Origin of the sequence: Sulfurovum sp. (assembly GCF_036568385.1) — a bacterium.
Classification (GTDB): Bacteria; Campylobacterota; Campylobacteria; order Campylobacterales; family Sulfurovaceae; genus Sulfurovum.
The window spans coordinates 1-12,177 of the sequence record NZ_DATCSP010000077.1 but is presented as its reverse complement, the minus strand read 5'-3'; the positions used below and the strand labels follow the sequence as shown (position 1 = coordinate 12,177).

12 protein-coding genes are annotated in these 12,177 nt (G+C 47.5%); 10 read left to right on the top strand and 2 right to left on the bottom strand.

Features of this window, described 5'->3' with window-relative positions; all coding sequences use genetic code 11:
• Positions 1–19: 19 nt before the first annotated feature.
• The 6 genes from VIM88_RS08205 to VIM88_RS08180 all read left to right on the top strand — a co-directional run bounded on the left by VIM88_RS08205 (position 20) and on the right by VIM88_RS08180 (position 7,510).
• The gene (locus tag VIM88_RS08205; RefSeq protein ID WP_331862409.1) at positions 20–2,131 is read left to right on the top strand and encodes an ABC transporter substrate-binding protein; all 2,112 of its coding nucleotides are present in this window, start codon (positions 20–22) and stop codon (positions 2,129–2,131) included.
• Positions 2,125–3,102, top strand: coding sequence for an ABC transporter permease (locus VIM88_RS08200; protein ID WP_331862408.1), 978 nt, complete (start codon positions 2,125–2,127; stop codon positions 3,100–3,102). Before VIM88_RS08205 ends, VIM88_RS08200 begins: the two co-directional genes overlap by 7 nt.
• A complete protein-coding gene (locus VIM88_RS08195; RefSeq protein ID WP_331862407.1) occupies positions 3,099–4,469 on the top strand; it encodes an ABC transporter permease in 1,371 nt (456 codons plus the stop codon). The genes VIM88_RS08200 and VIM88_RS08195 overlap by 4 nt, the downstream gene beginning before the upstream one ends.
• Entirely contained in the window at positions 4,466–6,088 is a 1,623-nt protein-coding gene (locus VIM88_RS08190) for a dipeptide ABC transporter ATP-binding protein (protein WP_331862406.1), read from the top strand. The genes VIM88_RS08195 and VIM88_RS08190 overlap by 4 nt, the downstream gene beginning before the upstream one ends.
• An 83-nt stretch (positions 6,089–6,171) precedes the next feature.
• On the top strand, positions 6,172–6,687 hold the full coding sequence (luxS, locus tag VIM88_RS08185) for an S-ribosylhomocysteine lyase (protein WP_331862405.1): 516 nt from the start codon (positions 6,172–6,174) through the stop codon (positions 6,685–6,687).
• Positions 6,688–6,724: 37 nt separating this feature from the next.
• Positions 6,725–7,510 carry a tRNA (5-methylaminomethyl-2-thiouridine)(34)-methyltransferase MnmD gene (locus VIM88_RS08180; RefSeq protein WP_331862404.1) on the top strand — a complete coding sequence of 262 codons (786 nt, stop codon included), beginning with the start codon at positions 6,725–6,727 and terminating at the stop codon, positions 7,508–7,510.
• Here VIM88_RS08180 and VIM88_RS08175 read toward each other — a convergent pair.
• Complete coding sequence (locus tag VIM88_RS08175; protein ID WP_331862403.1) at positions 7,490–7,783, bottom strand: cupin domain-containing protein; 294 nt, start codon at positions 7,781–7,783, stop codon at positions 7,490–7,492. The genes VIM88_RS08180 and VIM88_RS08175 overlap by 21 nt on opposite strands.
• Positions 7,783–8,415, bottom strand: coding sequence for a riboflavin synthase (ribE, locus tag VIM88_RS08170; protein ID WP_331862402.1), 633 nt, complete (start codon positions 8,413–8,415; stop codon positions 7,783–7,785). Before ribE ends, VIM88_RS08175 begins: the two co-directional genes overlap by 1 nt.
• A 239-nt stretch (positions 8,416–8,654) precedes the next feature.
• Between ribE and mnmG the strand changes: the two genes are divergently transcribed.
• The 4 genes from mnmG to VIM88_RS08150 form a co-directional block, all read left to right on the top strand.
• A complete protein-coding gene (gene mnmG / locus VIM88_RS08165; protein ID WP_331862401.1) occupies positions 8,655–10,532 on the top strand; it encodes a tRNA uridine-5-carboxymethylaminomethyl(34) synthesis enzyme MnmG in 1,878 nt (625 codons plus the stop codon).
• A 106-nt stretch (positions 10,533–10,638) separates the two neighbouring features.
• On the top strand, positions 10,639–11,523 hold the full coding sequence (locus tag VIM88_RS08160; protein WP_331862400.1) for a sulfurtransferase: 885 nt from the start codon (positions 10,639–10,641) through the stop codon (positions 11,521–11,523).
• A gap of 31 nt (positions 11,524–11,554) precedes the next feature.
• On the top strand, positions 11,555–11,701 hold the full coding sequence (locus tag VIM88_RS08155; RefSeq protein WP_331862399.1) for a hypothetical protein: 147 nt from the start codon (positions 11,555–11,557) through the stop codon (positions 11,699–11,701).
• A gap of 5 nt (positions 11,702–11,706) precedes the next feature.
• On the top strand, positions 11,707–12,177 hold a 471-nt coding region (locus VIM88_RS08150), incomplete at its 3' end, for an HAD family hydrolase (RefSeq protein ID WP_331862398.1).

Here is a 12,177-nt window from a genome sequence, read left to right as displayed (position 1 = left end):
AAAGGTCCTTTTATTCGTAATGATCGTATCATCTCTTCAAGCAGGTGTTTGGAATAATCCCCATAGCAAAGAAAAGAGTGCCTCCAATACGCTTTTCACCTTTTTTCCGATCTCTCCTAAAAGACTGGACCCGGTTGCCTCATACAGTTCCAATGAGTGGGCTTTCATTGGTCAGATCTATGAACCCCCGCTGCAATACCATTATCTTGAACGACCTTATGCGCTTGAACCGCTGACACTCACTCAAATGCCAACGATACGCTATCTGAACAAAGAGAGACAGGAAGTGGATGAAAACGATAAGAGTGTGGCATTCAGCGAATACCGTCTGGATCTTAGAAACGATGTCATGTACCAAAACCATCCTGCTTTTGCCAAAGATGAAAAAGGGCAGCTCCTGTACGCTGCATTGAGCGAAGAAGAACTTGAAAAGATAGAGTCATTGGATGATTTTCCGAAGCAGGATACACGTCATTTGCTGGCAGAAGATTATGCCTATGCGATAAAGCGCATGGGGGTCAGGCAGAACCATTCCCCTATTTTGGACATTATGCAGAGATATATTGTGGGGTTAGGATCCTATTCGAACACCATAACAAAGATAGCCAAAGAGAAGAGAGCAAAGGGAGAAGTACTTGATCTGCGTGCGTACGATATTTCAGGGGTAAAGGTTTTAGATGACCATACCCTGGTCATAGAGATACAAGGGAAATACCCGCAGTTTCTCTATTGGCTGACAATGAATTTTTTTGCACCTATCCCCTGGGAAGCAGATGTCTTTTACCAGCAGCAAGGCCTAGTGGCTAAAAACCTGACGCTCGATTGGTATCCTGTGGGGACAGGAGCCTATTATTTGGCAGAGAACAATCCGAATAAACAGATGCGTCTGGTGAAGAACCCCAATTTTCATGATGAGGTATATCCCGGTTCTGACCATGAGGATGCAGGGAAGAAATTGCCCTTTATAGATGAGATCATTTATGCACTGGAAAAAGAGAGCATCCCTTTATGGAACAAATTCCTACAGGGGTACTATGATGCATCAGGCATCACCTCGGAAGCGTTTGACCAAGCGGTACAGATATCTTCATCGGGCACGATGGGACTCAGTGAAGAGATGCAGAAAAAGGGTATATCGCTGATAGAGTCTGTGGAACCTTCCATTTACTATATGGCATTCAATATGGCAGATCCCATTGTCGGCGGGTATACAGCGTCAGCAAGAAAACTAAGACACGCGATCAGTATCGCGATTGATCAGGAAGAGTATATCTCTATCTTTATGAATGAAAGAGGTATCGCAGCACAAGGGGTGATACCTCCTGGTATATTCGGATATGAGGAAGGGGAAAAGGGTACGAATAGTGTGGTCTATGACTGGGTTGACGGCAAGAGAGTACGAAAGTCATTGGCGTTCGCCAGACAACTTCTGGCAGAGGCAGGATACCCAAACGGTATTTCAACTAAAACAGGAAAGCCTTTAAAACTCTACTATGATACCACGGCTACGGGGCCTGATGACAGAGCGGTGGTGGACTGGTATCGTAAACAGTTCGATGCTTTGGGTATACAGCTTGTGATACGTGCGACGGACTATAACCGTTTCCAGGATAAAGTACGTACAGGCAAGACACAACTTTTTTCATGGGGCTGGAATGCAGATTATCCTGATCCTGAAAACTTCCTCTTTTTGCTCTATGGTGCAAATGCCGCTATCGACACCAATGGTGTGGGGATCAACGCTTCCAATTATAAAAATCCGGTGTTTGACAAACTCTTTGAAAAAATGAAAACGATGAAGAATACGCCGGAGAGAATGGAGATCATACGCCAAATGGTAAACATATTAAGAGAGGATGCACCCTGGGTATGGGGTATCCATCCCAAATCTTTGGCCTTGTCTCATGCATGGTACGGTAATGTGGTTCCCCATGCCATGGCAATCAATACACTGAAGTATAAACGTATTGATGCTGCGTTGCGGGTAGAAAAACAACAAAAGTGGAATCAGCCTGCTGTCATGCCGTTGGTTATCATGGCACTCTTCCTGTTGGTGATGGTATTTGCCCTTCGCCGTATTTACAGGAACAGACAAAACAGAGTGATCTTTCAAGAGGAGGGTATATGTTAGCCTATATCATCAGACGTATTCTGTATGCGATACCTATACTGATAGGGGTCAACCTTATCACCTTCATGTTGTTTTTTATGGTCAACAGTCCGGATGACATGGCAAGAGCACAGTTGGGTGCCAAACAGGTAACTCCCGAGCTCATACAGTCATGGAAAGAGGAGAGAGGCTATGACAAACCGCTTTTTGTCAATACCGAAGCCCAAGGTCTTGGACAGCTATCCGACACCCTTTTTGTACAGGAGTCACTCAAACTTTTCACCTTTGATTTCGGTTTTTCGGACAGCAACCGAGATATAGGGTCAGATATCAAAGAGCGTATGATCCCGAGTCTCTCTATTGCTTTGCCTACCTTTGTGATCGCACTGATCACCAACATCAGTCTGGCATTGCTTTTGGTACTTTTCAGAGGTTCCGTGCTAGATACCAGTATGATGGTCATCGCCGTGATGATCATGTCCGTCTCCGGACTCTTTTATATCATTGCCGGACAGGTCCTTTTTTCCAAGATCTGGCACTGGGTGCCTATCTCCGGGTATGAGAGTGGATGGGATGGCATCAAGTTCATTGTCTTGCCTGTGATGATAGGTGTGTTCTCGGGGTTAGGGTCAGGTGTACGCTGGTACAGGAGTATCTTCTTGGAACAGATCAACCAGGATTACGTGCGTACCGCAAGGGCCAAAGGACTCTCTGAAATCCAGGTATTGTTCGGACATGTGCTGCGTAACGGTATGCTTCCTATTTTGACAGGGGTCGTGGTGATCATTCCATCCTTATTTATGGGAAGTCTTATTATGGAGTCCTTTTTCGGTATCCCAGGACTTGGTTCCTACACGATCGATGCGATCCATGCACAGGATTTTGCCATCGTCAAAGCGATGGTCTTTTTGGGTTCGGTCCTTTATATCCTGGGGTTGATCCTGACGGACATCTCCTATACACTTTTTGATCCGCGGGTGAAGCTCTCATGAAACTGGTATTACTTTGGACAGATATGCTGGTATGGGCATTGGTGATAGTACTTTTTCTCTGGTCATGGGTGATCTCGCGTTCTCCTCAGATCAGGAAACAATGGCATACGATCTTTAGATCACATATTGCGATGGCCTCTTCAACGGTACTTTTGTTCTATGTGTTGTTTACGTTACTTGACTCTGTACATTTGCGCATGGCACTTCCTCTTGAAGCACAAAAGAGTGAGGAGGTAGTGTATGAGGCTGAAATGGTCTCTCTTCTGGATCTTGTCTTTGAACATAATATCCGAAATACAGAGCGTACCTACTCTGCACCTTTTGCAACAGTGGAGTATGCAAGTTCCATTGTGGCAGATGAGAACGGCATCACCAGGCAGGTTCATCTGCCATTAAAACATGTTGCTGCCGAAGATAACCTTGTGGAAGAATCTTTGTTCGCATTGGGGATGGGTTTGATATGGGGCCTGTCACTGGTCGTGTTGCATATATGGTGGAGAGAGAGATCAGGATTTCTGCTTGCATGGAAAGAGACGTGGCGGGGAGAAAGTGATCTGCCATGGCGTACGGCTTATGCGACATTTATCCTTTTGGTCGTTACCTTTACCTGGCTGTATATGCTTAGCTACTCGTATCATGTCCTGGGCACAGACAAAGTGGGCGGTGATGTGCTCTATCAAAGTTTCAAGAGCATTCGTACCGGGGTCCTGATAGGGATACTTACCACACTGATCATGTTGCCTGTAGCGGTGATCCTGGGTGTCAGTGCGGGGTTGTTCGGCGGCTGGGTAGATGATGTGATCCAGTATCTCTATACTACGCTCTCTTCGATCCCGGGTGTATTGCTGATCGCAGCGGGGGTGCTCTCTATGCAGGTGATGATGGATACCCATCCGACATGGGTTGAAACCACCCTTGAACGTTCTGATCTGCGTTTGTTGTTTCTTATCTTGATCCTGGGGATCACTTCATGGACAGGTTTGTGCAGACTGCTCAGGGCCGAGACGCTCAAGCTCTCGCAAATGGAGTTCGTCACCGCAGCGAAAGCATTTGGTGTGAGCAAGTTGACTATTATCCGTCGTCACATTGTGCCAAATCTTATGCATATCATCCTTATTTCTGTCGTGTTGGACTTTTCCGGCCTGGTACTTGCCGAAGCGGTACTCTCCTATGTGGGTGTAGGGGTCGATCCGACGATGCACTCATGGGGGAATATGATCAACCAGGCCAGACTGGAGATGGCGAGAGAACCGATGGTGTGGTGGTCGCTCTTTTCGGCATTTGTATTCATGTTCATTTTGGTGTTGGCCGCCAATTTGTTTTCCGACCGTATCCAAACGGTACTGGACCCTAGGAATAAAGCATGAGCAGTATCCTAACCGTGAAAGCGCTATCGCTGAGTGTGGGGAGCGAAATCGTATTGGACCGTGTCAGTTTTGATATTCAGCGCGGAGAGATCTTTGCTCTGGTCGGCGAGTCCGGGTCTGGTAAGTCTTTGACCTCACTGGCTATCATGCGGCTGCTGCCTGAAGCCATAGCGGTGCGTTCAGGAGAGATCCATTTAAAAGAGAGAGCCCTGTTTACGCTTCCGGAATCACAGATGCAAAAAGTGCGGGGCAGATCAGTAGCGATGATCTTTCAGGAACCCATGTCCGCGCTGAACCCGGTGATGACAGTCGGTTCGCAGGTGGCAGAAGTACTTAAACAGCATCTGGGGCTCAAAAAAGAGCAGATCAGAGAGAAGGTACTCTCATTGTTCAGGGAAGTGGCGTTAGAAGATCCTGAAGAACGTTACCACTGGTATCCGCATCAACTCTCTGGCGGACAAAAGCAAAGAGTGATGATCGCTATTGCACTTGCCTGTGAACCTGACCTGCTGATAGCAGATGAGCCTACAACGGCGTTGGATGTCACGATACAGGCACAAGTACTCGGGTTATTAAAAAAGATATGCAAGCAAAGGGACCTCTCCATTCTGTTCATTACCCATGATATGGCTGTCGTTTCAGAAATGGCTGACAGGGTCGCGGTGATGAAAAAGGGAGAGATCGTCGAGCAGGCGGCGTGTAAAGATTTTTTTACGCATCCGCAACATGCCTATTCGAAGCGCCTGTTGGGAGATGCCCGGTCTACCAAAGTATACAGCCAGGCGGAAGAAGTATCAGAACCACTGATCGAGGTAGAAGGATTAAAGGTACATTTCCCGATCAAAAAAGGTTTTTTTCAGAGAACCACAGGGTATGTCAGGGCGGTCGATGATGTCACATTCTCTATTGCAAAGGGAAAGACACTGGCATTGGTCGGGGAATCAGGAAGCGGCAAAAGTACCATCGGCAAAGCCATACTCTCTCTACTGGACGAGACAGAGGGAGAAGTGCGCTTTCAGAAACAAAATCTGGTCGGACTGGACAAAAAAGCCTTAAGCCCTTACAGACGCAAGATACAAGTGGTGTTTCAGGATCCTTTTTCTTCGCTGAATCCCCGGATGACCATAGCCAATATCATTAGAGAGGGCATGATAAGTCTGGAGGTAGGACCAAAAAGCAGAAGAGAGCAGGATCGGTATATCGAGGCCCTTCTTTTAAAGGTAGATCTGGAAGCTGGCCACATGCATCGTTATCCGCATGAGTTTTCGGGAGGACAACGTCAACGTATAGGCATCGCAAGAGCATTGGCTGTCGAACCTGAACTGATCATTTGTGATGAACCTACTTCAGCGCTTGATGCTTCCGTGCGGACACAGGTCCTGGACCTGCTTGCCAGACTGCAGAAAGAATCAGGAGTTTCGTATCTGTTTATCACCCATGATCTCTCTATCGTCCCCAGGATAGCAGACGAGGTGGCTGTGATGAAAAAGGGCAAGATCGTTGAACAAGGTTTGGTGAAAGAGGTGATGGAAGATCCCCAGCATCCCTACACACAAAAACTGCTTGCTTCAGCACCGAAATTATTGTATAAAGAAAGAGAAAGCGATCGATCTATCTGATGAAGACGTACGTTACGATCACGCAAGATTGAAAAATTAGCAAATCTCGCTATAATCAAAAAAACAGTTTGAAGGAAGACCCTATGCCACTATTAGACAGTTTCACCGTGGACCATACAAAGATGACCGCACCTGCGGTACGCGTTGCCAAAAAGATGAGTTCTCCGTGCGGAGACGCGATCACTGTATATGACCTCCGTTTTTGTGTTCCCAACGAGGAGGCATTGCCGGAAAAAGGGATCCATACCCTGGAGCACCTGTTCGCCGGTTTTATGAGAGACCATCTCAACAGCGAAGCGGTAGAGATCATAGACATTTCCCCTATGGGATGCCGTACAGGTTTCTATATGTCCCTGCTCGGATCACCCAAGGCCAAAGAGGTCGCCAAAGCATGGAAGAAGTCGATGAAGGACGTCCTCAAGGTCGAGAGCAAGAAAGATATTCCCGAACTCAACAAATACCAGTGCGGTACCTACAAGATGCACTCCCTGGGCGAGGCAAAGCTCATTGCCCATAATGTACTGGACAGGGGTATCGGTGTGATGAACAACAAAAAACTCAAAATGACCAAGAAACAGCTCAAAGAGGCAAACAAATAATGTCTTTGTCTCTCTGCTGTCAGTTCTGAAGACCCTGATGCCTTACGACGCGTCGTTAAGAGAACAAAAAACGCTGGTGCGGTGTGCAGATGGCACCAATACGCTTTTTTCGGTAGAGTTCGACGAACCCTACCACTCTACGAAGGACGGTGCCCTGCATGAGTCCCTGGAGAAACATGTCAAGCCCGCTTTGGCACTGACCCAGGGAAAACAGCAACTGACCATTTTGGATATATGCTTTGGGCTGGGGTACAATACCTTTGCCACACTCTACTACCTCAAACAGCAGCAGCTGGATACAAAGGTCCACATACTCTCTCCGGAGTTTGACGAAGGGCTGGTCCGCTCGCTGGAGACCTTTGACTATCCTCCGGAGTTTGACACCATCAGACCTATTATCAAGGCGCTCAGCGAGGATCTCTGCTACGAAGACAGGCAGTTCAAGATAGAGGTACTGCTCGGGGATGCACGAAAAAGTATCCCGAACATCCAGGAGAAAGTAGACATTGTCTATCAGGATGCCTTCAGCCCTGCCCACAACCCTCTGCTTTGGACCAAAGAGTATTTTGCAGCAATCAGAAAGATTAGCAAAGAGGATGCGGTGTTAACGACCTATTCTACCGCAGCGGCAGTCCGGCTGGGGCTGTATGAGAACGGTTTTCATATTTTCATCCACAGGGCCGAATTGGTGCGCGATTCGACGGTCGCCAGCCTGAAAAAGCTCGATACCCTGGAGTATGTAGATATGGAACTGAAAAAACTGCGCAATACCCAGGCACGCAGTCTGAAAGATGCAGACTATTTAAAAGATGTGAACGGTTAGCCAGAGAGTGCCCCTTTGTGTATCCAGCACACGGTGGGGTGTCTTTGAGGGGATGAAAAGCGTGTCTCCCTTGGTCAGTGTCCTTTCTTCCTCTGCCAGAAGCAGGGTCGCTTTTCCTTCAAGCAGGACCAGCCATTCATCCTCTTCCTGCAGGTACTCTGCTGCCTCCACATTCTCTGAACTTACGATGCGGTTGATCTTGATATTCTTATGTGCCAGCAGCGTGGTGAAGGTTTCACCGCTTTGTGGTGTAACGGTGTCGTACAGATTCATCAGTATGTCATCTGCAGGCTGTCGATCTCTTCCCAGCTCAACCCTTTTTTCGCGTTTCTGTTTGTAGTGCTTCTGTGTGCCAGGATATGATCGATGTATCTGGCAAAGAGATCGGTCTCTATATTCAGTTTGGTCCCCACTCTATAATGCTTCATCAGGGTCTCTTTGAGCGTGTGAGGGATGATGGTAAGCCTGAAATGATCTTCCCCGACCTCATTGACCGTCAGTGATATGCCGTCTATCGTAATGGAGCCTTTGGGGATGATGTATGCAATGTATTGCTTCTCCACTTTGATAATGAAGTCTGTGGCATTTTCCCTGGGCGTGATCCGTACAACGGTACCGATACAATCCACATGCCCCTGTACGATATGCCCTTCAAAACGGTCGTCCATCTTCATGGCCGGTTCCATATGTACCTGTCCGGAGAGCTTGCTTTCGTCGATGATCGAACGTGTTTCGTCCGCCAGTTCAAGGTCAAAGCCGTCACTGTGCACTTTGATGACCGTCAGGCAGACACCGTTGATGGCAATGGAATCTCCCAGTTTTGCTTTATGTTCTGACTGAATGGTCAAGATGTTGTTTTGATAGCTTTTTACTGTCGCGATTTCACGTATAAGTCCTGTAAACATTACAATCCTTTGGATTGAGTGAGCAGTGAGCAGTCAATAGTGAATAGTGTGGGTACCATGATGCATCGCCCCTTATATAATTTGGATATAATTCGAAAACTATTATAGGACGTATTTTGAACAAGTCCAAAATACTACGCTGACGCTGAGTCAACTTCAGCAGTTGGCTGATGCGACTAGTCGCATTGTAAAAAATAGAATTCGATATAATTTCAGTATTATAGCATAAGGTTTTTTGTATGAATTATGATGTCATAGTCATCGGTGGCGGACATGCAGGGATAGAGGCCTCTTTGGCGTCTGCGCGTATGGGAAGCAAAACACTGATGATCACCATATTAGCAGAACAGATAGGGGCTTCTTCCTGTAACCCTGCCATAGGCGGACTGGCCAAAGGACACCTGGTGAGAGAAGTAGATGCGCTGGGCGGCGAGATGGGTCTCTGTACCGATAAAACAGGGATACAGTTTCGTACCCTGAACGCTTCCAAAGGACCGGCAGTGAGAGGTACCCGTGCCCAGATAGATATGGATCAGTACCGTATTTATATGCGTAATGTGGTACTGAACACGGAGAATCTTGATGTCAAACAGGAGATCGCAGAGGGGCTTGTCATAGAAGAGGGCGAGGTCCAAGGGGTTACGACACAGCTTGGCAACATCTATAAAGCATCCAAAGTGATCATCACCGCGGGGACCTTCCTTAACGGCCTGATCCACATAGGTGACAAAACGCAGACCGCCGGGAGACAGGGGGAATTCGCCTCTGTGGAACTGGCGGAGTATCTGCGTGGCCTGGGGCTGAATATCGGCCGTCTGAAAACAGGGACCTGTGCGCGTATCGATGCCAAGTCGGTAGATCTTTCCGTGATGGAAGTACAGCCGGGAGACACCCCTCCGCCGCCTTTTTCTTTCAGGACGGACAAGAAAACGTTCCATCCTACACAGCTGCCCTGTTATGTGACCTATACCAATGAAGATACCCACGAGATCATTGAGAGCAATTTCTACAGGGCACCGATGTTCTCTGGCCAGATAGAAGGGGTCGGACCGCGTTACTGTCCGAGTATCGAAGACAAGATCAACCGTTTCAGGGACAGGCCCAGACACCAGATATTCGTCGAGCCCCAGACGATCGATGAGACGGAGTACTATATCAACGGTATGAGTACATCACTTCCCATAGATGTACAGCTTGAGATGGTCCGTTCGGTCGCAGGAATGGAAAATGCGAAAATCGTCCGCTACGGGTATGCGATAGAGTATGACTACATCCAGCCGACGGACCTGAAACATACGCTTGAGACCAAGAAGATCAAAGGGCTCTACACCGCCGGTCAGGTGAACGGAACCACAGGGTATGAAGAAGCAGCCGCGCAGGGACTTATGGCAGGGATCAATGCCGCACTGAGCGTACAGGGCAAAGAACCTTTCATCCTCAGACGTGACGAAGCCTATATCGGGGTTCTGATAGACGACCTGGTGACCAAAGGGACCAAAGAGCCCTACCGTATGTTCACCAGCCGTGCAGAGTACAGACTGCTTCTTCGTGAGGACAATGCAGATATGAGACTGTCGCATTACGGAAAAGAATTGGGGCTTTTGGACGAGGCATATATCGCACGGTTCGAAGCGAAAAAAGCGAACCTGGAAGAAGCACTCGATTACCTGAGAACGCATCATGCAACGCCGAACAAAGAGTTTCTGGCAAAGCTTGAGTCGATAGGGGCTGTCAAGATCAATGAAAAGACCTATCTGATGGATGTCATAGGCCGCGGAGATTTCAATAGGGAAAAACTGGTAACACTGCTGCCGGAGTTTGACAAATATGATGATGAGGTGATCGAACAGATCCTGGTAGAAGCCAAGTACAGCCGTTATATCGAGAAGCAGCAGCAGCAGATCCTGCAAATGGATGATATGCTGAAGATCAAGATCCCCGAAGGTTTTGTCTATAGAAATATTTCCGGACTGAGCAACGAGATCGTTGAAAAACTTGAACTTGCCACACCGCCGACCCTGTTCGCCGCCTCACAGATATCGGGTGTGACACCTGCCGCACTGGAGATCATTCATGTGCATATTAAAATGGCCCAAAGAAACAAACCAAAAGGATAGGACTGACGAACAGAGACAAAATAAAAGAAAAAGATTATCATCAAATAATATCTATCTTTAAGTAGGACTGCTTTAGAATAAAGAAAATTATCTACAAAGGTCCAGTATGAAAACTTTATTCGTCTCTCTTTTGGTTTCGGTCGCCTCTTTTGCGATCGAACCACTGATCAACACTGCATGGCTTCAACAGCATATCGATGACAAAAAACTCAGGATCGTAGAGGTCTCGACTCCCCAAAGTTATGGATCAGGGCACATCAAAGGTGCACTCCATACCACGATAGATAAATGGAGGGTCAACAAGGATACGTTTGTCACTATCAGAGACCCGCAGGAGATCCAGAACGAGATCCAAAGACTGGGGATCGATGCCTCTACGGAAGTGGTGCTCTATGCGGATATCCAAACACCAAAAGATCTTCTCAAAGCAAGTTACATTTTCTGGGCACTGAACTATCACGGTGTCGGTAATGTCGCACTGTTGGACGGCGGCAAGCAGGCATGGGTAAAGGCGGGTGCTCCGCTTGACAGCAGTATACCGAAAGTGGCTGCAAGCAGTTATACGGTAAAAACCCGTCCGGCACTGATCGCGGACAGAAACTACGTAGAGAACCATATAGGAAAACTTCCTATGCTGGATGCACGGCCGGGTGACAAATATCTTGGGGTCACACCTACAGATACGGTAGCCAGGGACGGTCACATCAAGGGAGCGATGAGCTACTCATGGAACTATTCGGTAGAGAATGACTATAGGCTCAAAGATGCAGAAAAACTGGAAACACTGTTTGCGAACGGGTACAATCTTGACAAAGAGCATGAGGTCATCGTCTACTGTACAGGCGGACTTGAGACCTCCTTCAACTATTTTGTACTTAGTGGTGTACTGGGGTACAAACACGTAAGGCTCTATGATGCTTCCATGAAGGAGTGGGGGAACCGTGAAGAGACCCCGATGGTTCGATACAGATACGAGGTATTTCAAAAGTAAGCCCATGTATTACCTGTAACAAGCATCGTATGTGACGCCAAAAAATAAACAAAAAGCGGTCAGTGACCGTAAAGCAGATATCCGTAACCCTGAAGTTTTATCTTTAACGGGTATGATGCGGTTTATAAAACGCGCCTCTGGTTTTTCAGAAGGTCTAAAAATTTTAATGAAAAGGTAGAGACAATGGCCTCAAATACGATATATCAAATGAAAGAAGGTACACTGAGAAGCAAGATACTGATCTTTGATCTGGACGGTACGATCATCGATTCAACAGAAGCGATCCTGGAGAGTTTTGCAACAGCCTATCAAACGTGTGGCGGTGAAGTGCCGCCTGCGGAGAGCATCAAACCGCTGATAGGTTTGCCTTTAGATGTGATCTTTGTAACGCTTGGTGTGGCCGAAGAGGAGGCCATGGCCTATGTGAAAGCCTACAAAGAGCACTACCGTACCATACATACGAAAAAAACCACACTGATCCCCCGTGCAAAAGAAGCCATAGAGTATGCACACGGCTACGCAAGACTGGGTATCGTGACCACGAAGACCACGCAGTATTCACGTGAACTGCTTGAGCATTTTGACCTGATGAAGTATTTTGACGTACTGATCGGCAGAGATGACGTGGAGCATCCCAAGCCGCATCCCGAACCT